Genomic DNA, 21,344 nt, shown 5'->3' with positions numbered 1-21,344 from the left:
CCATTAGTCGTCTCGATACGATATCGAGATCGGAACGGCGACGACGGACGGTAGGGAAATATTTCCACGCCTGTTCTGTGGAAACGTACTATCGAGGTCGTGGCGCGCGCCGGGAACTGGACGACCGTTGTGGCGATCGGGCGTGCACGGACACCGTACATACTGAAGGGACTGGCCAACCAACCGGCGGGCGCATGACGAGCGATCAGGTCATCGACCTCCTCCAGGAGGCGTACAACGACGAACTCGAAACGGTGATGAACTACCTGACGAACTCGATCGTCCTCGACGGGGTGCACGCCGAGGGGATCAAAGAGAGCCTCGATCTGGACGTCGACGAAGAGCTGAATCACGCCCGAATGTTGGGCCAGCGCCTGAAACAGCTCGATGCCCGTCCGCCGTCCTCCTTCGATTTCGAGGCGGCACAGTCGGGCCTTCAGCCCCCCGAGGACAGCACGGACATCCTCAGCGTGATCGACGGCGTCATCGAGGCCGAGGAGGGCGCCATCGAAACGTATCGCGCGCTGATCAACGCCGCCGAGGAGGCAGACGACCCCGTCACCGAGGACTTGGCGGTCGAACTGCTCAGCGACGAGGAGGCCCATCGCGCTGAGTTCCGCGGGTTCCGCCGGGAGTACAAGGACTGAGCGTCGGACGACGCTAGGTTTTTTGCGGGCGGGAACCACCCCCGCGTATGGCCGACTTCAACCTCGACCTCCGGTCGGTTGAGGAACATATCGACGACGAGGACGGCGGGGACGGAGCCCGGATCACGCTGGGCGTGCTCGACGGGACGACTCCCCCCGAGGAGTGGATCGCCGCAACGGAACGCGGCGAGGTGCTCGTGCTCGCGGTCGAGGGCGAACTGAACGAACTCGCGAGCGGGTTCGCCCGCGAGATCAGCGAGTCCGGCGGCGAACTCGTTCACTTCCGGTCGTTTCTTATCGTGACCCCGGACGGCGTGAGCGTCGATACGGATCGCCTCTGAGTCCGAAGGTACAGTCGTTTTATCGGATCGAGCCGTCTACCAGGCGGTCAGCGCGTTTCGTCCGTGATCCGAAACGAGGATCGCGAGGAAGGCGAGCGCGCCCGTGACCGCGAACACCCCGCCGACGTAGAACACCGAGGCCATGCTCACCTCGACCATGAGCCAGCCGGCGATGAGCGGTCCGGCGACCGATCCTGGCCGCCAGATGAGTTCTCTGATCCCGAAACTGGAGGCGACCCCGCCCTCGTTGGACCCCTCGTCGGCGAACAGGGCCATACTTGCGGGCTCGCGAAACGAGTCGACGACGCCAAGCAGTCCCGAGAACGCGAGGAGGGGGAGGTACGCCGGCGGGATCTCACCGACGAGGGGCAGCGAAGCAGGGGTGCCAAGGGCAGTCCCGATCGCGGGCGCAAGTGGGATCGCGAGTGCAATCAGCCCGTAGGCCCCGCCGCCGACGAAGACGAACAGCGCGCGGCCGTATCCGTCGGAGAGCCGACCGGTAAAGAGCTGCCCGACCATGTTGGTCGCCTTCTCGGCGGTGACGGTGAGCGCGACCGCGAAGGCCGCGACGCCGAGCCCTCCCGAAGCCATCGCCGTCCCCGCATAGATCGGGACCCAGGTACGGACCATCGTGACCGCGAAGGCGTACTGGACCCGAAAGCTGCTGACGGTGAGGATCCGGCGGTTCATGGCGAGGTCGCTGAACGGAAAGCCCTCGACGCGCGTCTCGTCGGAGTCGAGGACGGCGTACAGCCCGATCCACGTCACCACCATCAGCGCGACGATCAGGGTGAAGATCGGCCCGAAGCCGACTGTATCGTAGATCGCACCCGCCGATAGCGAGCCCAGTATCGACGCCGCAAAGGAGGCGGCGTTCGCCTTCCCGATCTTATCGGCGCGGGTGCCCACCGCGGCGACCTGTCCCACGAGCGCGAGGGTCATCAGCGCCGTGCCGGTGACGACGATCCCCTGGAGGGCGCGGATCGCGATGAACGAGGCCGAGGAGTCGACGACCGGAAAGAGCGCGTAGACCGCCGCGCCCGTCGCGATGACCCCTAACAGTACGGTCCGCTTGTCGAAACGATCGCCCGCCCACGCAAGCGGGATGACGGTCGCGGTCTGGGCGAGCGTAAAGCCGGATGTGTACATCCCGATGATGAAGCCCGCGCTGACGGTCATCCCCAGAACCGTCGTCCCGGTGGGGTCGAGTTCGTTGATGTAGGAGGGCAACAGCGTGATCAGCGTGATGAAGCCAAAGCCCTCCGCGAAACGGGTCCCATAGAGCGTGAGAAACTGGAGGGAGTCGTCGTCCACATCGACCCTCCCGGCGGGGTCCGAATAGCTATTTCGAAACGAAGCTACCCGAAGGACAGGGAGTGGCCGTCCGGATCGATCACTCGAAGGGCCCCGTCGAACGACTCGACCGCACAGGCCCGCTCGCGGACGGGTTCAACGGCCGCCTGGGGATCTCGCGTTTCGAATCCGAGATCGACGTGGACACCCCCACGGGCGTCCGCGAGGCCCAGTTGGGGCTCCCAGAGTTCCAGATCCATCGGGCCCGCCAGCCGGACCCGCCGCCGGTCGCTTCCCCGGTCGGTGCGTTCGAACCCGAGGTCGGTGTAGAACTCCTCGGCGCGCTCCAAGTCAGCGACTTCGAGGACGACCTCGAAGATGCCCGTGAGTCCCGTACCCGAACCGTCGCCTTCCCCGATCTCGACGCAGTGGTCATCGGGGTCGTCGACATAGAGCGAGCGCGCGGAGCCAAAGGTGTGTTCGTCGGGATCGAGGTCTTCCAAGGAATCCCACCAGTCGTCGTACTCTGCGGGCGGGGTGGAAAAGGCGTAGTGGGTGTGCAACCCGCCACGCGGGACGCGGATGGGGCGGCGCAAGATCAGCGCCGTCTCGCCGGCTCGAAAGACCACCTCGTGTTCGCCCTCGCGCTCGACGGGCAGGTCGAAATACGTCGTGTAAAACTCGCGGGACCGGTCGAGGTACTTGACTTCGAGGGCGAGATGGGTAAGCGAATCGAGCATGAACGGGAATACTCGCGGACCATCATAAGTCGTGAGGCGGCAATCAAGAGGGGTGGCCGGGCACTCTTGAGGCTCGCTGTCCTCCGTTTTCCCATGCCCGAACTACCGCAGTTGGGCGGCGACGGGTGGGAATCGCTCTACTTGGACGGAGAGTGGAAGACGAGGGAGGACCGCCTCGCGGTCGAGGACCCATACGAACGCGAGGAGCTCGCCTCGGTGTCGGCGGCAAGCGAGGGAACGGTCGACGAGGCCTACGAGACCGCGGCGGCAGCCCAGACCGAATGGAAGGGGACCCCGCCACAGGAGCGCGCCGAGGTGATACAGAACGCGCTTGGAGTCATCGAGGAGCGCCACGAGGAACTGGCCGAGCTGCTGGCCCGCGAGGCCGGCGGCACGCGCCTGAAGGCCGAGATCGAACTTGACATCGCGACGGGAATGATGGAGCTCGCGGCGAGTTTTCCGCTTTCCTCGCCCGGTCAGCACGACCGCTCGGTGACGCCGGGCAAGGAGAACATCGTAAAACGCGAGCCCGTCGGCGTCGTGGGCGTGATCTCGCCGTGGAACTTTCCCTTCCACCTCTCGATGCGCGCTGTCGCGCCCGCGCTGGCGCTCGGCAACGCAGTCGTACTGAAACCCGCTTCCGACACGCCGATCACGGGCGGGCTCGCGCTCGCGCGGATCTTCGAGGAGGCCGGCCTTCCCGAGGGGCTTCTCAACGTCGTCCCCGGCCGCGGATCGGAGATCGGCGACCGCGTCGCGGGCCACGAGGTCCCTCGTGTGATCGCCTTCACCGGCTCGACGCCGGTCGGGCGCGGGGTCGCGAGCCAGGCCGCGAAAGCCCTCTCGGAACCCGCCATGGAACTCGGTGGCAACAACGCCCACATCGTCCTCGAAGACGCCGACCTCGATCAAGCCGTCGACGCCGGTGCCTTCGGCAGCTTCGTCCATCAGGGCCAGGTCTGCATCTCGATCAACCGCCACCTGGTTCACGAGTCGCTGTACGACGACTACGTCGCGGCGCTCGCGGACAAGGCACAGTCGCTTCCCGTCGGCGATCCCAAGGACGAGGAGACGATCGTCGGACCGATCATCAACGAGAGCCAGCGCGACCAGCTCGCCGAGTACATCGAGGAAACCGTAAACGAGGGCGCGACTCTGGAGGCTGGCGGCGAGTTCGATGACCTCCTGTTGGAGCCGACCGTGCTTTCAGGGGTGGAAAACGACATGGCTGCCGCCTGCAACGAGCACTTCGGCCCCGTCGCGCCGGTGATCCCCTTCTCGGACGACGAGGAGGCGATTTCACTCGCGAACGCCACCGAATACGGTCTCTCCGGGTCCGTACATTCGATCGACCGCGAGCGCGCAGAACGGGTCGCCGACCGCGTGGAGACGGGGATGATCCACATCAACGACCAGCCGATCAACGACGAGCCCCACGTCCCCTTCGGCGGCGTCGGGGCCTCGGGGATCGGGCGGTACAACGGCGACGCGATCAAGGACGAACTGACGACGACCAAGTGGATCTCCGTCCAACGCGAGGAACGCGAGTACCCCTTCTGAGACGGGTTTTATCGGTATGGAGGTCCTACCCTCGCCCATGCCGATGAAACAGGGCGGCGAGGCGAGGGACGCACGTCGTGTGGCCGAGTTCGATGGGGGCTTTAGCTGGATCGCATTCCCCGAGGAGAACATGCGACGGACGAGCCACGCGCTCGTCTCCGATGAGGAGGTCTGGCTGGTCGATCCGGTCGACACGCCCGAGTTGGACGACTGGATCGCCGAGGCGGGCGAGCTCGCGGGCGTCGTCGTCCTGCTGGATCGCCATACCCGCGACGCCGCCCCGATCGCGAACCGTCACGGGAGTTCGGTCTATCTCCCCGAGGCGTTCGCTACCGTCCGCCGTAAGGTCGACGCGCCCGTCGAGACGTTCGACGGGACGCTCGCCGACAGCGGCTATCGTTCCTTCACCGTCCTCGACTCCCCGATCTGGACCGAAGTCGGCCTCTATAACGACGAGAACGGGACCCTCGTGGTCCCCGAGAGCGTCGGCACGGCCGACTACTTCCGCGCGCCGGGCGAGCGCCTCGGCGTCCATCCCGCCCGGCGGCTGTTCCCGCCGACGCCCCTCCGGGGGTTTCTCCCCGAGCGGATCCTCGTCGGTCACGGCGAGCCGCTCGTCGAGGACGCACCGGCGGCGCTTCGCGAGGCGCTGTCGGGGTCGCGAAAGAACTCCCCGCGGCTCTACGCGAAGAGCCTCAGGATGTTTCTTCCGTTGTAGGCGACGGAAAGCGTATATCCGTCGACGGACTACGGGCCGAGAGTGGCGTACATCACCCGCGGGCTGACGACGGCGCTGTTGGAGTTCGCCGAGGAGGCCGAACCCGAGCGCTTCAGCGCCGGTCTCGGGACCACCCCCGCGGGCGAGTTCGAGTCCGATCTCGCGATATCGCCGGATACGCCCGTGTACACTCACTTCTATCACCCGGATGCGGGCCGGTCGGTGAACGCCGTCTTCGGGATGGACTTCTCGACGCCGGCGAGCCGGACCGAGGGGCGGTTCGTCTCGCACCCGCAGGGTGAGTTGAAGGTCGAACTCACCGACGATTTACACGCGACGATGTTCGTGGCGGTGCCGCCGTGGGGCGTCGAGCGGCTCGCGGTCTTCGGGCGACGAGGAACCCGTCAGCCACTCGAGATCGTCGAGGCCGAACCGCCCGTCGAAACCCTCTGACTACTTCAAGTAGCCCAAATCACGAAGTTGGTCGGCGATCTCCTCGAACTCGGCCTCGGTGAGCTCGCCCCGTTTCTGGTGTTGGATGACGATGCTCCTGAGCAGGAACCGTACGAGGTCGCTCGTGCTCTGGAAGCTGGTCCCCTCGATGGTCTCCTCGACGCGTTCGGCGAGGTCCTTCGGGATGGAGACGGTGGTGTACTCGGTCATGGCCCGCGCTACTCGCTGGAGTCAGAAGCCGTTATCGCTCCTCACGGTCGAGGCGGCGCATCTGCTCGCGGTGCAGGGTGACGATCAGGTCCGAGAGCAGCCCGAAGACGACCAGTTGCATCCCGAAGAGGAACGACGAGGCGGCAAACAGCGCCATCACCTCGTGGCTGGTCTGGACGAAGAACCACCGATACCCCACCCAGAGGGCGATCAGCGACCCGAGAACCATCGTCGAGACGCCGACGCTCCCGAAGTAGAACAGCGGGTTGTGCGTGCGCGCAAGCCGGTAGAGCGTGATGACGATCAGCCCGCCGTCACGAAAGGGCCGGAGGTTCGTATCGGAGCTCTCAGGGCGCGGTTCGTAGCGGATCGGCACGACCGCAGTCGAGACGTTCCGGCGCATACACTCGACGGCGAGTTCGGTCTCGATGCCGAAGCCGTCCTCGGCGAGCACCATCCGCTCGACCGACTCGCGAGTGAACGCCCGGTAGCCGCTCAGGATGTCGCCCAGATCGCGGCCGTGGATGTAGGCGAACGCGCGGTTGATCAGGCCGTTTCCCGCGTGGTTCAGTCGGCTCATCGCGCCGTTTTCCATGTCGGCAAAGCGGTCCCCGATGACGTGTTCGGCCGTACCCGACCGAAGCGGCGCGAGCATCGCTTCTGCGTCCGCGGGTCGGTAGGTGCCGTCGCCGTCGGCCATCAGCACGTACGGCGTCTCGATGTGTGAAAGCGCCTCCCGGATCGCCTGGCCCTTGCCGTCGCCCGACTGGGTGATGACGCGGGCGCCGGCCTCGGCGGCGACTTCGCGCGTGTCGTCGCTCGACTTCCCGTCGACGACGAGCACGTTCGAGAACCCCCGTTCGCGAAATTCCCGCACCACCTCGCCGATGGTTTCGGCTTCCTCGAGGGTCGGGATCAGTACACAGACGTCCTCCTCACCGGCCATCGTCGACTATCGCCCCTACCCGTGTAAAAGCCTTCTTTTACCGTTCGAGGCCGGCTTCGGGTCGACGCGCCGCGGCCTGGCGATCACCAATTTCGCACGAACTCCGGCGTGTAGCGCCCGATGTGGGTGTCGCGAACGATCCCCCCGATGGTCACCCGGAGTTTCCGGCTCGCCGCCACGAGGACGAGACCGTAGACGACCGCCCCGACGAGAACGACGGCGATCAGGTGATACCACCGCTGGATGGTCACCAGCCGCTCAACGAGCGCGACGACGACGCCCATCACGGCCGCGGCGCCGAACTGTTCGAGCAGCGTCTTCGGCACCAGATCGATTTCAGGGAGCTTTCGGTGGACGTACGCCGCCGAGACGACGTACCGGAGCGACTCGGCGATCACGGTCGCGACGACGACCCCGATGCCGCCGAACTCCAGCGTAAGGACGACTCCGAGGACGATGTTGAGTCCCAGCGTCAGCGCCGAGATACGCGTGTTGACGTCGGGGCGATCGACGGCGTCGATCGTCCGCGAGAGCGGTCCCCGCTGGGTCGTGACCAGTTGGTAGGCGGCGAGTCCGATCAGAAACGCGGCCGCCGGCGCGTACTCGGGCCCGTACAGCGTGACGACGACCGGATCGGAGAGCACGAGCGCGCCGGCGACCATGGGGACGGCGAGCACGCTCGAAAACGAGAGCGTGTTCGAGACGTCCTCGGCGAAGGGCTCGTCCCGGCTGTGTTTGTGGCTCACGCGGGCCATCAGCCCGCTAGAGGCGGTCATCATGACGAACGCCGCCGGCAGCGTCAGCTTGAACGCGACTTCGTAGTAGCCGGCGACCGCCGGCGTCAGGAGAAAGCCCAACAACAGCACGTCGAAGCGGTCGTAGGCCTTCCCGAGAAAGGCGTTCGTGATGCTGTATTTGGCGTACGCCCACAGGCTCTCGAGGGTCTCCCGCGAGGGCATCGTCGGACGGCCGTCGACGTACCGCCAGAGCACGGGCACCACGAGCAGCGTCGCGGCCGCCAACCCGTAGGCCATGCCGGCGGCGCCGAACCCAAGCAGGACGAACGCCAACTGGAAGGGGAACGTCAGGGTCGACCTGGCGGTGTCGATCCAGGTGGCCGCGCCGACGAGTCCCCGGGCCTGAACCACCTGCTCGGTCGGCTCGTACAACGTGACCGCGACCAGCAACACCGCGAACATGACCGGCGCCTCCGGGAGGCCCGTGTAGTCGACCAGCCAGTTCGACCCGATCAGGAGGGCGATCCCCGAGAGGGCCACCCAGACGACGGTGAACGCGAGCTGTCCTCCGAGGATCTCGTCGCCGTCGGTCGTGGCCTCCGAATAGCGCTTCTTCGAGGCCGATCCCCACCCGGAGACGGCCCGGTCGATGAGCTTGACGAGCGAGAACAGGAGGTAGTACCCCCCGAAGCCGGTCGGGCCCAGAATCCGGGCGAAGACGATCGTTCCGACGAAGCCGATGGCCGCCATCGTGAACTTCGCGACGGTCGCCTTCGCCGTCTCGCCGCCGAGGCTGACGCTCGAGGCGTCCGTCCCGCTCATTCGAGATAGCCGAGCTCCCGAAGCCGTTCCGTCGGCATGTCGATGCCCTCGCGGTCGACGTGTGCGTCGGTGACCCGCGCCTCGATCCACTCGCGGACGTCGTAGACCGACCGCGGGTGATCGTCGGCCGTCGTGCTCGCGTAGGCGCGCCAGGAGTGGCCCGCGGGATCCTCGCCCTCGTCGGCCGGATAGAAGGCCGTGCGCATCCCGTGATCGCTCAGGATCAGGAGGTCGTCCTCGGCACCGAGGGCCGCCTCGACCCCCGCGACGAACTCCCCGACGCGCTCGTAGGCCCGCCGGAGGGCCGCCTCGTCGTCTGCGTAGGCGTGGCCCGCCGCGTCGAGCGTGTGGACGTGGACGCCGGCCAGCGAGACCGGGTGATTCAGCATCTCGCGGGCCCAGCCGAACTGCTCGGCACAGAGCCCGAAGAGGTCGCGCTCGAACTCGTGGCGGGGCGCTCCCTCCGAGGCCGCGTTCATCAGGTCCCAGGCGCGCTGGAGGGGGGCGCCGTCGTGGACGCCGGGCCAGTTGTGGACGACCGCGCCGTCGCGGTCGAACACCGAGTCGGCGTCGGTCTCGCCGATCCGTTCGCGCTCGCCCGTGTGCCGGCGAACGAGCCCGCCGAGCGTCCCGCGGGTGGACTCGTTGAGCCGCCCGGTGGCCCGCGACAGCACCGAGAGAAGCGGGTTCTCCCACTCGCTGGTGCCCGAGCCGGTGATGCCGTGGTCCTCGGGCGGACGACCGGTCGCGACGGTCGCCCAGACCTCGGGGGTGTAAGGGGTGTCCTGGGAGTGGGCGAACGTCTCGATCTCGCCCTCCGATCCCAACTGGAAGGCCTCGATGTCGAAGTGCTCGACCAGCCCGCGATCGAGCGCGTCGAGCGCGAGGACGATGAGGGTCATACGTATCCCAAATCCTCGAGGTCCTCCCGTAACGCTTCCTCTTTGACGACGTACTCGGGATCGAACCGTTCGAGGTCGCCTTCGAGGCTCGAATCGGTCGTCGACTCGCCGTCCGTCAGCCGGCGGGTCCCCTCAGCGGTAGCGATGTGCTCGGCGTTCATCGCGGCCTTCCGGTCGCCGTAGGCCGCGAAGGCGACCTCCCGGTCGAGCGTTCCGAGCCCGTGCTCTGCGCCCCGAAGGACCGTGGGGACGTCGATCAGCGAGACGACGTCCCCGAGATCGGGGGCGTTTTTCGTCCCGAAGGGGACGTGGAGCAGTTCGGGTCGCATCTCGCCGGGGTGACCCCACAGCCCGCCCTCCCCGAGCAGCTCCCCGTGGTCCGCACAGAAGACGACCCGGGTGTCGTCGGGGATCGCCTCCCAGAGCTCGTCGAGCGCCGCGTCGAGTTCGGCGATCTCCCGCTCGTAGAGCTCGCGGACCAGCTCCTCGTCGGCCTCGGAGCCCCGACCCGCGAGCACGGTTCGCGTCACGCGCTGGGCCTCCTCACGACCGACCGGCGCGTCGTCGGGGTCGTAGGGGTGGTGTGGCTCCATGAAGTGGAGCCAGCCGAACCACGACTCGCGGTCGTCTACCTCCCGCCGGAACGACGAGACGACGTCGTCGGCCGGTCGGAACGACTTCTCGATCTCGCCGACGAGGCTCTGCAGTTGCTGGTAGCGGTTCCAGCCCCACGTCGCGATCCGGTGGGGGAGCGTTCCGCGCTGGAGCATGACCGCACCCCTGTCCTTCAGGGACTCGCCGCCGCCCTTCGGCGAGACGAACGAGTCGAACCCCGCGTCGTAGCCGTACTCCGCCGAGAGCAGGTGGTTGGTGGTGATTCCGGCGCTGTACGCGTCGAACTCGTGTGCGACGCTCTGCTCGCGTTCGAGGCCGCCGCCCGCGGCGTACTCGCCGCCGATGATGGCGGGAAAGCTCCCCAGCGTCGCCGTGCTGGTCGCGAAGGCACGGTCGTGGGTTCGGTCGAGGAAGTCCCGCGTTCGGGGCATGTGTTCGAAGCGGTCGTAGCGAAGCGAGTCGACGGTCACGAGCAGCGTTCGATCGGGAGCGTGTTCGGTTGACATGGATGGATTACACCTTTCGAAGGACGAAATGGACGGAGCCGGAGACCGAGGGACGGTAGACGACGCCGTCGTTCCAGTCGAACAGTCGGTGGGCGGTCTGCAGCAGTACCGACCGGATGCCGCTTGCCGGCGCGGTTTCGAGCACCCAGACGGACACCTCGCGGTGAACGAGGTCGAACTCGAAGTCGTGGTCGTCGTAGTACCACGAGAAGTTCCCGTCGGCGAAGTACTCGGGCGTGCCGTACGTCCAGGTCGAGCGGTGGGTGGGGTCCTGATCGTTGAGCCGCGACGCCGCATGGGGAACCCACGCCTCGAGGCGTCCGCCCGGCCGGAGCACGCGGTAGCACTCCTCGAAGACGGCCCCCAGCTCCGCCGGGGGGATGTGTTCGAGAACCTGATCCATCTCGATGACGTCGAAGCTCTCCGCTGCGAACGGGAGGGCCGTCGCGGTCCCCTGGACGTCCGGTCCCACGGCCGAGAGCAGATCGAGCGTGACGTCGCCCTCGCCCCGTTCGCCCGCGCCGACGTTGAGTTTCCTCATCGATATCCCAACTCCTCGAGACGCCGTTCGACGTCGGGGTCGACCTCCCGATGCGATTCTGACTCCCGGGCGCGCTCCTTGTACTCGCTGATCTCGACGTCGAAGAACTCCCCTGCCCACGAGGGGATCTCGACGTCCTCGGCGGCCGTCTCCTGCCAGCAGGGGCGCTCGGGGTCGAGTGCGTACTCCGTGCTTCCGCCGAGGGAGTCCCAGACGTACTTCGTCTCGCCGTCGTACACGCACCGCAACATTCGGTCCCAGTAGCGGTGCTCCTCGGGGTCGTTCGGCGCCCCGCCGACGCCGATGCCGACGAGTTCGGCCGGGATGCGCTCCGCGAACACGTCGGGAGTCTCCTCGGCTGCGAGCCCGGCGATGAGCGTCCCCAGTTCGAGGTGGCTGACGTACTCGCGCTCGACCGACTCGTAGCCCGCGGGCGGGTTGATCAGATAGCAGGGAACGTGCAACAGTCCCTCGGTCAGGCTGCTCGTGTGGCCGAAGATCTCCTCGTCGGCGGGAAACGCCAGGTTCTCGCCGTGGTCGGCGGTGATCACGACGGTCGTCTCGCGGTCGGTCTCCTCCTGGAGTCGCTCGACGAACGACGCCACCTTCCGGTCGAGGTAGTCGATCGCCGCGCCGTAGAGCTCGCGGTGGTACTGGAGGTCCTGCTCGTGGTGGTCCTGGACGCCCCCGGTGTTGATATCCCAGTCGTCGAACTCGAAGGAGGTCCAGGTGTTCGGTGCCGAGTGGAGGTCCCGGTCATAGCCCAGAACGTGATGGACCGGTCCGTGGGCGTCCATGAAGTTCGTAAAGAGGAAAAAGGGCTCGTCGGCGTCCTGAACCATCGAGACCCCCTCCCTCGCGACGATCGAGGCGCCGTCATCGAGCAGCTTCGGGAGCGGCGCCCGACGGAAGAGGTCGTTCGCCTTGAACAGCGCGCCGTTCGCGAGGCTTTCGAGGGGGTGGTCGTGGCCGAGTGCCGCCCGGCCGAACTCGACGAACCGCCCGATCCCGTCCCCCTCGCGGTCCTGGATGAACTTCTCCATGTCCATCCCCTCGGGGAACCGACGGTGGGGCGCGACGTCGGAGTAGCGGTCGAAGACGGTATCGAACCCGAACGTCGAACTGGCGTAGACGTTCGCGCTCGCGCCCAGCGCGACGTGGTCGGGCATGTCGCCGAGGAACGTCTCCGAGCGTGCCAGCCCCGAGAAGTCCCGGTTGTGGGTGTGGATCCCGTGTTGGTGGGGCAGCCGACCGGTCAGCATGCTCGCGTGGCTCGGCGTGCTCCAAGCGCTCGCGGCGCGACACTGCTCGAAGGAGACGCTCGCGAGCTCCTGGAGGCGCGGCGCGTACTCATCGAAGTAGTCCTTCCGGACCGTGTCCAGACAGATCAACACGACGTTTCGGGTCACGCCACCACCCCCTCGAGGGCCGCCCGGAACGCCTCCGCTTGCTCGTCTTCGGTGAGCCCACGTACACGGTCTCGAAGCGCCTGGCCCCGCTCGCGGCGCTCGTCGGGAGACAGCGAGAGCGCGTACTCGATGCCCCGCTCGACGTCCGCCGCGGTCGGCGAGCGGACGAGCGCCGGATCGACGGGCTCGACGAGTTCGCGCGTGCCGGTGGCCGTCGAGACGACGGTCACAAGCCCCGCAAGCATCGCCTCGAGGCTCGCGACGGGGAACGCGTCCCCCGCGCTCGGCTGGACGTAGACGTCCGCCGCGGCGAACTCCGCGGCGAACTCCTCGAGGTCCACGAACCCGAGCGCCTCGACGCCGCGGAGGTCGCTGTAGGCGAAGTCGTCGTGGCCGGCCCCCAGCAGCCGGAGCGACCAGTCCGGGCGCCCGGCGACGACCTCGGCGAGCAGGTCGACGTTCTTCTTCGCGACGGCCGCGCGGTCGCTCACCGTCCCGGCGTGGAGGATCCGAACGCCGTCACCGGAGGCCGCGGAGTCGTCGCCGTCGCCGGGGGCGTCCGCGTTCCGTCGCCCGATGGGCTCGAGCGCGTCGTATTTCGCCCGGGCGATCGGCGGGTGGACGGTCCTGATGGGAATCGAGAGATATTCTCGCGCCCACGACCGCGCGAGGTCGCCGACCGCGATTGCGCCGGCGATCACTCGGTTCATCACCGGCGAGAGGACGTGGCGCCAGACGTGATGGGTGCGCTGATCGCGGATCTTCAGGAAGGTTTCGTCGGCGATCAGCGGGACGACGTCGGCGTCCCACTGGTTGAACAGCTTGTAGAACGACAGGGTGTAGATCGGCGTCGTTCCCTCGCCGACGACGACGTCGTAGGCGTCCAGGTCGACGGCGGTCCGGAGCCGCGCGAGCATCGAGTTCAGGTTGGCCTCGGGGCCGCCGATCGGGTCGCCGGTCTCGAAGTGCCGGTAGTCGGCGCCGACCGCGTCGCCGAACACCCGGTGTGCGTGGTGTGGTTCGTGGAACTGATGGAGCATGAGTACCTTATCCATGGTTGCGTACCTCGTCGATCGCGTCCCAGACGCCTCGCCGCCAGAGCCAGTCGTTGACTCGGCCGCCGAGCGTGTCGGGGACGATGATCTCCTCGTACTTCTCGGGATGGGTCCGCCGGAGCAGCGCCTCGTTTTCCTCGACGATCGACGACCGGGGTCGGTCGGGATGAACCATCCTGACGCGGTCGTCGTAGGCCGCCGCGCCGTACTCCTCGAGGCGCCACCCGAACTCGGTGTCCTCGCGCCAGTATTCGAAGCGCTCGTCGAACCCGCCGACCGAGAGGGCCGCCTCGCGGTCGACGGCGAGGTTGCAGGTGGGGTATTTGCGCCGCCCCTCGTAGCTCATCCCGCCCTCGACCGGCCCCTCGAGGACGACGAGCCCGTCGGTCTCCGCGAACGCCCGGCGGATCGAGGCGATCCAGTCGGCCGGCGGTCGGCAGTCGTCGTCGGTGAAGGCGACGACGTCGCCGGCCGCACGCCGTATCCCCCGGTTTCGAGCCTCGCAGACCCCGATATCGGGGTCGTCGACGACGAGGACCTCGAAGCCGTCCGCGGTCTGGTCTGCGAGCGACGACACGACCCCGTCGTGATCGTTGGCGGGCATCGTGGGGACGACCACGCTGACGTCGGGGTCCGGGTGGGTGATCGGGCGTGAAACCGGCTCGGCGAGGTCCCCGGGTGCGAGTTCCTCGACGACCTCCCGGAGATCGCGCTCGAACCGATCGTACGCGTAGCGTCGCGCGACCTCCTGGATCTCCTCGGCGTCGAAGTCGTCGGGATCGAACCGGCGGACGGCCGCCCGGATCGACGCGACGGTCGGCTCGAAGCGCAGTCCCGTCCGTCCCGGCTCGACCTGATACCTCGTAAAGCCCTCGTTCACGCCGAGCAGGGGTTTGCCCGCCATCATGGCCTCGGCCCCGACGAGCCCGAAGTCCTCCTGTTTGGGCGCGTAGACGACCGCCGTCGCGCCGGCGACCAGCGACTCGATGTCCTCGACGTAGCCCCTGACCTCGACGTTGTCGTGGCCCGACGCGATGCGCTCGATCGCCTCGCGCTCCTGGCCGTCGCCCGCGATCACGAGCCGTTCGTCGAGCCCCGCGAAGGCCTCGGCGATCAGGCCGATCCGCTTTTCGGGCGCGAGACGCGACCAGGTGAGGAAGTACCCACCGTCGCCCTCGTTGCGCCAGTCGCCGGTGACCGGCGGGTAGATGACGTCGGCGTCCTCGTCGTAGTACCGCCGGATGCGATCGCGGATCAACTCGCTGTTGGCGACGAACCGGTCGACGTAGTCGTTGGCCTCCTTGTCGAGCGCGCGCCACAGCTTGGCATATCCCTTGACGACGGCCTCCACACCCGGCTGGCGAAACGACGCCAGTCGGTCCCGATAGAGGTCGTAGAGCCATCGGGGCGGGCTGTGAGGGTAGTGGACGATCCGCTGGTCCACGTCCGGAATGTAGTGCTTCGAGAGCGGGGCGCTCTCGACGATCACGTCGTACTCGCCCAGGTCGTCGTGGGCGTCGGTCATGTCGAGGGCGACGTTGAGCGTCTCGAGAGGGTTCATACCCTCGTTCTTCCACTCCAGAAACGGTCGCCACGGGAGGGCGGTGTACTTCGCCTGTCGGAACGGGATCACGGTGACGTCGTCGGGGATCTCTGTTCCCTCGGCGACGTAGGTCGTGTAGATCGGGGCGTCGAGCACGCGCGCGGCCTCGATCGCGAAGATCTCCCCGCCGCCGATCCCCGGGAAGCGATCGTGCAGTATCGCCACGCGGCTGTCGGGTCGCAGGGGCGCGGGCGCGCCCTCATCGCTGGTATCAGTCATCGTAGACCTCCCTGAGTTCGGCATCGACCTCCCAGGTCCCGTCGCCCTCGCCGCCCAGCAGTCGGAGGGACGCGCGAAACAGCGAGATCTGGCTGTCGAACACCGAATAAAGCGGCTGCAGTGGGCCGAGCGCGTCGCGCGATCCTAACTGGACCGCCAGGAGGACGCCGGCGAGGGCGAGCGCTCCCGGAACGATACCGGCGAGGAGCCCTCCGCCGACCAGCAGGCAGACGGTCGCGACCATGAGCCACGGCGAGACGACCATGAACCACCAGTTGAACGGCAACACGACGCGTCCGTAGGCCCCGTACCCCCCGAGCATGTCGCGCTGGCGCCAAAGCAGGCGGATCAACCCCATCGCGCGGCGGTCCTTCTGTGTGCGCCGCTTCGCGAAGTCCGAGTGGGCCGCCTCCTTGTACTCGATTTCGGGGTCGAACACGGCCCGTTTCCCCCCTTTTCTGATTCGCAACGCGAGTTCCGAATCGTCGGCGATGGAGTCCTCGTCGACCGGGACGATCGCCTCGCGGTCGAACGCCGAGAACGGTCCGTGGAAGATCAGCGTCGAGTCGAGGTGTGATTCGAGCGTCTGGACGACCGCCTGGACGTCCCGGTAGCCCCGCTCGACGTCGCTGCCGCCGAGCACCTCCGCATTGCGGCCGGTGACCGCGCCCACGGTCGGATCGGCGAGGTTCGCGGCCGCCTCCCGGAGCGCGTCCTCGCCGATCCGCGAATCACAATCGGTCTTGACGACCATTTCGTTGCCTGCCGCCGCGTACGCCTCGTTCAGCGCGGGCGCCAGCCCCCGTCGCTCGTCCTCGCGGATCAGCGTGAGATCGGGCGCCTCCCGGTCGTCGAAGAACGACTCGACGAGTTCGGGGGTGCGGTCGTCGCTCGAATCGACGACGACGACCTCGACCTTTTCGAGGGGGTACTTGAGGGCGACGAGCTCTTCGAGTTTGCTCTCGACGATCCGCTCCTCGTTGTAGGTGGGAAGAACGATGCTGACCGACGGCTCGGCGGGTCGCTTTGCGGCCGGCGAGCCTCGCGGCCGCTTCAGTGCGTAGGCTCCGAGATAGGCGAGATACGGGAGGCCGGTGAACGAGACCAGCCCCGCGGTCGAGGTGAGGATCCGTCGCACCCTCATGGCGACGGCGGGCCACGGCGCCGTTCGTATACCCGAGCAACGGGGGGTCGAAGGGAGCGTCCGTCCGACGTCCCGGTGAACGCATAGCGGACCGGGTCCTTCATCGCGACTGTCTACCCAATCGGCGGATAAATCCTTTGTGTTTGTGCCCGCCGACGGGGACGACACACGGACAACACAAGGTTTATGCGGACGTTAGGCTGTCGGTAGCACGATGGGAGAGCGTACGGGACAGGCCAGTAGGGACACCGAGACGACCGCCTCAACCACGCTGCGGCGCTGGTACCATGTTCCGGTCCTGTGCGCTCTCGTCGCGTTCATGCTGTGGGTGCGACTGCAGGCCTACGGCGTCTTCGCGCGCCGCGAGGGGGTCGCGCTCAGCGGGGTCGACTCGTGGTACCACTGGCGAACGATCAACTACTCCGTCGAGAACTGGCCGTGGGCACTGTCCTACGACGTCTGGACGGGCTATCCGTCGGGGTCGTACGTCGGCCAGTTCGGTACCCTCTTCGACCAACTGATCGCCACCGTTGCCCTGATCGTCGGTCTGGGCGACCCCTCCCAGGCGACGATCTACCGGGTCGCGCTGCTCTCGATCCCGGTGATGGGCGCGCTGGTCGCGCTACCGACCTACGGCATCGGACGGCGCCTCGGCGGGCGCCCTGGTGGGCTGGTCGGCGTGGCGTTGCTCGCGCTGTTTCCCGGGACCTTCCTGCGGCGCAGTACGGTCGGCTCGCTCGACCACCACGTCGGGGAGATGCTGTTCATGTCGATCGCGGTTCTGGCGATGATGGTCGCACTCGGCGTCGCGGAGCGCGACAAACCGGTCTACGAACAGTTCGCCGAGCGCGATCTTTCGGGGCTCGGACGGCCGCTCGCCGCCGGCGCGCTTGCGGGTATCGCGCTCGCGCTGTACGTCTGGACGTGGCCCTCCGGCGTCATCCTGATCGGGGTCTTCGGGGTCTTCCTCGCGATCGCGCTGACCGTCGAGTACGCTCGCGGCGCGAGCCCCGATCACATCGCTATCGTCGGCGCGCTCGCTCTGGGAGTCGCGGGGGTCTGTACCGCACTCATGATCGAGCGGTGGGCCGCGAACGCGACGGGCTTTGGCTACCTCCAGCCGGTCCTCGCGCTCGGCGTCGCCGCCGGCTGCCTCTTCATGGCGTGGCTCGCACGGTTCTGGGACGCCCGCGGGCTCCCGAGGTGGGGCTACCCCGCGGCCGTTCTCGGGCTGATCGTCGTCGTCGGAGCGGTGGTCGCCGTCGTCTTGCCCGATCTGTTCGGGACGCTCTCGACGAACGTCCGCCAGCGACTCTTCTTCGGTCAGACCGGGACGACCCTGACCATCGCGGAGGCCCAACCACCCGACGACGCCGCTGCCCGGGCGTTCACCGAGTACCGGTTCGCCTTCTATACGGGCGCGGTCGGCCTCCTCTCGCTTCTCGCGCGGCCGTTGTTCGGCCGGGAGTACCGCGCCGAGCACCTGCTGATCGTCGTCTGGGCGCTGTTCGTGACGAGCATGGCGTTCACGCAGGTCAGGTTCAACTACTACCTCGCGGTCGTCGTCGCCGTCTGCAACGCCGCCCTGATCGGAGAGCTCGTCAGGTGGTTCGGCATCGATCGGGCCGCTTCGCTGCGGGGCATCGAACCCCATCAGACGCTGGTCGTCGTGGCCGTGGCGCTCGCGCTCGTCGTCCCGCTGATCGTGCCCGCCGCGGGCACGACGGCCGTCGCGGCCGGGGCGGCGACCGGGCCGAACAGCGACGCGCTGACGTGGGAGGGCTCGAACCAATGGCTCGCGAACAACACGCCCGAGCAGGGCCAGTGGGGCGGCGCAAACGGGGAACTCGACTACTACGGTAGCTACGACATCCCCGAGGACGGCGACTACGACTATCCCAGCGGGACCTACGGCGTGCTGTCGTGGTGGGATTACGGCCACCTGATAACCGTCCAAGGGGAACGCATCCCCCACGCCAACCCGTTCCAGCAGAACGCCGACAGCGCCGCCGCCTTCCTCACCGCCGACGAGGACCGCGCGGAACTGCTCGTTGAGGCGATCCCGGCCGCCGACGGCGGCGTGACCGGGCGCAGCGACGAGGAGCTCGCGGCGCTCGCCGAGGAGGACACAAACGAGCAGCTGCGCTACGTGATGATCGACGACGAGATGGCCGCCGGGAAGTTCTCCGCGATCGCGACGTGGGGCGACGCGAGCTACGCGAGCTACTTCGGCCAACGCGAGATCGACGTCGACAACGAGACCACCACGGTCCGCGGGCTCGACGAGGGCTACAACGAGACGATGCTCTCGGGGCTGTACTACGACGACGCGGCCAGTCTGGAACACTACCGGCTCGTCCACGAGAGCCCCGACACCACCCAGTTCGTGAGCGTCGCCGTCCAGGACAGCGACGGGGAGTGGCGGAGCGTCTACGTCAACCGCGAGAACACACGGCAGTTGCAGTTCCAGATCCAGCAACTGCGCACCAACCCGAACCTCGACATCGTCGACGTCCAACGCTTCGACGTCCGCGAGGAGAGCGCGGTCAAGACCTACGAGCGCGTCGAGGGCGCGACGCTGACCGGCGAGGCCCAGCCGGGCGAGAACGTCACCGCCGAGCTCGAACTCACGGCCGAGACCTCCGACCGGACGTTCACATATACCCAAGAAACGACCGCCGACGAGGACGGCAGTTACGAGCTGACGGTGCCCTACGCGACGAACGAGGAGCTGGGCACCGAGGCGGGCTACACCGACAGCGCCGTCGTCGCTGAGGGCGACTACGAGGTCACCGCCGGCGGGGAGACGGCGACCGCCGCAGTGGGCGAGGAGCCGATCTACGGCGGCGGGACGGTTTCAGTCGACGCGACCGGCGAGGAGTGATCGGTGCGGTTTTGGTTCCCGACGGGGAACGCACGACAATGCGCGAGTGGCTCTCGATCTATCTGAAGGGCGTCTGTATGGGTGCGGCCGACATCGTTCCCGGCGTCTCGGGCGGAACGATCGCGCTCATCGCGGGGATCTACGACCGGCTGATCGCCGCCATCGCCGCGCTCGATCCTCGAATTCTCGCGACGATCCCCGGTCTGATGGGCGCCGCGGGCCGCGCCCGGTTTCGCGACGAACTCGTAGAGATGGACGTTCCGTTCCTGCTCGTCCTCGGTGCCGGGGTCGGGACGGCCGTCGTCCTCATGGCACAGGTCATCGAAGCCGCCTTCGCGGCCTATCCGGCCGTTCTCAACGGCTTTTTCTTCGGGCTGATCGCCGCCTCCGCCGTGGTGATCTACCGGATCACGGACGTGGACACGCCCGGTCGGATCGGGGCGCTCGCAGCGGGTGCGCTCATCGCGTTTCTCGTCACCGGCGTCTCCGAAACCGGCGGCCGGACGAGCTTGGCACTCCTCTTTGTCGCCGGCATGATCGCCATCTCGGCGATGGTCCTGCCCGGAATTTCGGGATCCGCGTTCCTCTATATCCTCGGAATATACCAGTTCCTGATCGGTATTCTCGGCGATTTCACCGACGCGCTGATCGCGCTTCCGAGGGGCGGTTCGCTCGATGCCGTTCTCACCCCCGGGGTTCCGATCGCGGTCTTTCTGACGGGGGCAACGATCGGGCTGCTCACCATGGCCCGCATCGTCGAGCGTGCGCTCGAACGCAACCGGATGGCGACGCTGGGATTCCTCGTCGGGTTGATGGTCGGGGCACTTCGGATGCCGGTCAGGGAAGCGGCCGATGCGACTGAGGTCTGGACAACCGGACTGATCGCTGCGATCGTGGCTGCGGTGGTTATTGGAGCCGCGGTCGTCCTCGGGTTCGACTACTACACCGACTCGCTCGACTATACGGAGGACACTGCGGTCTGATCACGGACCGGAGGAAACTACAGGAGGCTTCGGTTCCGTATACCGGCTATGAGTGATGCCGACGGGACGAAACGTAAGCGGTCGACCACGTGGCTCGACACCGCCGATTCGGTGATCGACCGGAACCTCGCGCGCGACGAAACGCTCGAGTTCACCGCCGAGGATCTCGAAATCGACGTTCCAACGGAGTTCGGGAAAAAGCCGCCGGCGAGGGTACGCTTCGACGGCACCGTTCGGATCAGTTCCGAGGGGCTCTCTGGTCCGCTCTTTGCGTGGCTCGACTGGTGGGACGACCGCGACTAATCGGCAAGCGCCTCGTCGATTACTTCGAGTGGGTGACGGATATCGTATCCCGTCCCGTGTTCCATCTGCATCGCACAGGTCGGACACTCTGTCATCCCCGCGTCGGGTTCGGCGTCCTCCATGTGGTGGAACATCTCCGCACCGATCTTCATCGAGGTGTCGTACTTCTCTTCCTTCCAGCCGTAGGTGCCCGAGATGCCCGAACACGAATCGCCGACGTCCTCGGCGTGGGCACCCTCGACGCCGTCGAGGAGCTCGATTGCCTGCCCGGCGAGGCCCTGATTGCGCGCGTGACACGGCGCGTGGTAGGCGAACTTTCGGGAGTCGATCTCGCTCTCGGCGAGCGCGCCCGAGAGGTTCTCGTGGATGCGAAGGTATTCGAGCGCCTCGTAGGTGTGGGCCGAGACGTCCTCGATTCCCTCGAGGTCGAACAGTTCGGGGTACTCCTGGCGAAGCGAGAGCGAACAGGAGGTACAGGAGGCGATGATGTCGGCCCCGTCCTCGATGGCCGCCGAGAGTTCGGCGACGTTGGTCTCGGCGGCGCGCCGGGCGTCCGGAAGCATCCCGTTTGCGAACATCGGCGTGCCCGAACACTTCTGCGGTGGCACCAAGACCTCGTAGCCGAAGGACTCGAAGACCCGCACCATCGCCTTGCCGACCTCGGGCGTGTTGTAGTTCGAGTAGCAGCCGTGGAAGTACGCGACGCGCTTCTC

Annotated in this window: 21 protein-coding genes and 1 pseudogene; 8 read left to right on the top strand and 14 right to left on the bottom strand. The window is 67.2% G+C overall.

Going from position 1 to position 21,344, the window contains the following annotated elements; translation table 11 throughout:
- Positions 1-194 precede the first annotated feature (194 nt).
- Entirely contained in the window at positions 195-647 is a 453-nt protein-coding gene (locus EAO80_RS16990; RefSeq protein WP_122091028.1) for a ferritin-like domain-containing protein, read from the top strand.
- A gap of 47 nt (positions 648-694) precedes the next feature.
- The gene (locus EAO80_RS16985) at positions 695-988 is read left to right on the top strand and encodes a DUF5779 family protein (RefSeq protein WP_122091027.1); all 294 of its coding nucleotides are present in this window, start codon (positions 695-697) and stop codon (positions 986-988) included.
- A 36-nt stretch (positions 989-1,024) separates the two neighbouring features.
- Here the strand turns inward: EAO80_RS16985 and EAO80_RS16980 are convergent, their stop codons facing one another.
- Positions 1,025-2,302 carry an MFS transporter gene (locus EAO80_RS16980; RefSeq protein WP_122091026.1) on the bottom strand — a complete coding sequence of 426 codons (1,278 nt, stop codon included), beginning with the start codon at positions 2,300-2,302 and terminating at the stop codon, positions 1,025-1,027.
- Between the two features lie 44 nt (positions 2,303-2,346).
- Positions 2,347-3,021, bottom strand: a complete 675-nt coding sequence (locus EAO80_RS16975; RefSeq protein ID WP_122091025.1) for a VOC family protein — start codon at positions 3,019-3,021, stop codon at positions 2,347-2,349.
- 93 nt (positions 3,022-3,114) lie between these two features.
- On the opposite strand from EAO80_RS16975, the gene EAO80_RS16970 reads away from it, so the two are divergent.
- Genes EAO80_RS16970 through EAO80_RS16960 form a run of 3 tightly spaced genes read left to right on the top strand, consistent with a single transcriptional unit; the run spans position 3,115 to position 5,752 of the window.
- Positions 3,115-4,581, top strand: coding sequence for an aldehyde dehydrogenase family protein (locus EAO80_RS16970; protein ID WP_122091024.1), 1,467 nt, complete (start codon positions 3,115-3,117; stop codon positions 4,579-4,581).
- Between the two features lie 37 nt (positions 4,582-4,618).
- A complete protein-coding gene (locus EAO80_RS16965; RefSeq protein ID WP_122091036.1) occupies positions 4,619-5,299 on the top strand; it encodes a hypothetical protein in 681 nt (226 codons plus the stop codon).
- A 42-nt stretch (positions 5,300-5,341) separates the two neighbouring features.
- Entirely contained in the window at positions 5,342-5,752 is a 411-nt protein-coding gene (locus EAO80_RS16960) for a hypothetical protein (protein WP_122091023.1), read from the top strand.
- On the opposite strand, the gene EAO80_RS16955 is transcribed toward EAO80_RS16960, so the two are convergent.
- The 11 genes and pseudogenes from EAO80_RS16955 to EAO80_RS16905 all read right to left on the bottom strand — a co-directional run bounded on the left by EAO80_RS16955 (position 5,753) and on the right by EAO80_RS16905 (position 16,461).
- Complete coding sequence (locus tag EAO80_RS16955) at positions 5,753-5,962, bottom strand: ribbon-helix-helix domain-containing protein (RefSeq protein WP_066383217.1); 210 nt, start codon at positions 5,960-5,962, stop codon at positions 5,753-5,755. It abuts the gene before it with no gap.
- 31 nt (positions 5,963-5,993) lie between these two features.
- Positions 5,994-6,908 carry an S-layer glycoprotein N-glycosyltransferase AglJ gene (aglJ, locus tag EAO80_RS16950; protein ID WP_122091022.1) on the bottom strand — a complete coding sequence of 305 codons (915 nt, stop codon included), beginning with the start codon at positions 6,906-6,908 and terminating at the stop codon, positions 5,994-5,996.
- Positions 6,909-6,991: 83 nt separating this feature from the next.
- On the bottom strand, positions 6,992-8,467 hold the full coding sequence (locus EAO80_RS16945) for an oligosaccharide flippase family protein (protein WP_122091021.1): 1,476 nt from the start codon (positions 8,465-8,467) through the stop codon (positions 6,992-6,994).
- Positions 8,464-9,369: an alkaline phosphatase family protein gene (locus tag EAO80_RS16940; protein WP_122091020.1), complete on the bottom strand. Its 906-nt coding sequence runs from the start codon at positions 9,367-9,369 to the stop codon at positions 8,464-8,466. The genes EAO80_RS16945 and EAO80_RS16940 overlap by 4 nt, the downstream gene beginning before the upstream one ends.
- Positions 9,366-10,490, bottom strand: a complete 1,125-nt coding sequence (locus EAO80_RS16935; protein WP_122091019.1) for a sulfatase-like hydrolase/transferase — start codon at positions 10,488-10,490, stop codon at positions 9,366-9,368. The genes EAO80_RS16940 and EAO80_RS16935 overlap by 4 nt, the downstream gene beginning before the upstream one ends.
- A 7-nt stretch (positions 10,491-10,497) precedes the next feature.
- Complete coding sequence (locus tag EAO80_RS16930; protein WP_122091018.1) at positions 10,498-11,031, bottom strand: class I SAM-dependent methyltransferase; 534 nt, start codon at positions 11,029-11,031, stop codon at positions 10,498-10,500.
- The gene (locus tag EAO80_RS16925; protein WP_122091017.1) at positions 11,028-12,440 is read right to left on the bottom strand and encodes a sulfatase-like hydrolase/transferase; all 1,413 of its coding nucleotides are present in this window, start codon (positions 12,438-12,440) and stop codon (positions 11,028-11,030) included. The genes EAO80_RS16930 and EAO80_RS16925 overlap by 4 nt, the downstream gene beginning before the upstream one ends.
- Positions 12,437-13,495 (bottom strand): glycosyltransferase family 4 protein, encoded by a 1,059-nt coding sequence (locus EAO80_RS16920; protein ID WP_122091016.1) that lies wholly within the window; start codon positions 13,493-13,495, stop codon positions 12,437-12,439. Before EAO80_RS16920 ends, EAO80_RS16925 begins: the two co-directional genes overlap by 4 nt.
- Positions 13,488-14,099, bottom strand: a complete 612-nt coding sequence (locus tag EAO80_RS20900) for a glycosyltransferase family 2 protein (protein WP_122091035.1) — start codon at positions 14,097-14,099, stop codon at positions 13,488-13,490. Before EAO80_RS20900 ends, EAO80_RS16920 begins: the two co-directional genes overlap by 8 nt.
- A 69-nt stretch (positions 14,100-14,168) precedes the next feature.
- Positions 14,169-15,317, bottom strand: a pseudogene (locus EAO80_RS20895) (glycosyltransferase); the annotation flags it as partial.
- The gene (locus EAO80_RS16905) at positions 15,310-16,461 is read right to left on the bottom strand and encodes a glycosyltransferase (protein ID WP_122091015.1); all 1,152 of its coding nucleotides are present in this window, start codon (positions 16,459-16,461) and stop codon (positions 15,310-15,312) included. The pseudogene EAO80_RS20895 and the gene EAO80_RS16905, both read right to left, overlap by 8 nt.
- A gap of 214 nt (positions 16,462-16,675) precedes the next feature.
- Here EAO80_RS16905 and EAO80_RS16900 point away from each other — a divergent pair, with 214 nt between their 5' ends.
- Genes EAO80_RS16900 through EAO80_RS16890 form a run of 3 tightly spaced genes read left to right on the top strand, consistent with a single transcriptional unit; the run spans position 16,676 to position 20,631 of the window.
- Positions 16,676-19,345: an oligosaccharyl transferase, archaeosortase A system-associated gene (locus EAO80_RS16900; protein WP_122091014.1), complete on the top strand. Its 2,670-nt coding sequence runs from the start codon at positions 16,676-16,678 to the stop codon at positions 19,343-19,345.
- Positions 19,346-19,383: 38 nt separating this feature from the next.
- Positions 19,384-20,328, top strand: coding sequence for a DUF368 domain-containing protein (locus EAO80_RS16895; protein ID WP_122091013.1), 945 nt, complete (start codon positions 19,384-19,386; stop codon positions 20,326-20,328).
- 48 nt (positions 20,329-20,376) lie between these two features.
- On the top strand, positions 20,377-20,631 hold the full coding sequence (locus EAO80_RS16890; RefSeq protein ID WP_122091012.1) for a hypothetical protein: 255 nt from the start codon (positions 20,377-20,379) through the stop codon (positions 20,629-20,631).
- Here the strand turns inward: EAO80_RS16890 and EAO80_RS16885 are convergent.
- Positions 20,628-21,344: anaerobic glycerol-3-phosphate dehydrogenase subunit C (locus EAO80_RS16885; RefSeq protein ID WP_122091011.1), on the bottom strand; the 717-nt coding region annotated here is incomplete at its 5' end. The two genes, EAO80_RS16890 and EAO80_RS16885, sit on opposite strands and share 4 nt — an antisense overlap.

Origin of the sequence: Halalkalicoccus subterraneus (assembly GCF_003697815.1) — an archaeon.
GTDB classification, from domain to species: domain Archaea; phylum Halobacteriota; class Halobacteria; order Halobacteriales; family Halalkalicoccaceae; genus Halalkalicoccus; species Halalkalicoccus subterraneus.
This window is presented reverse-complemented; position numbering and strand designations above follow the sequence as displayed.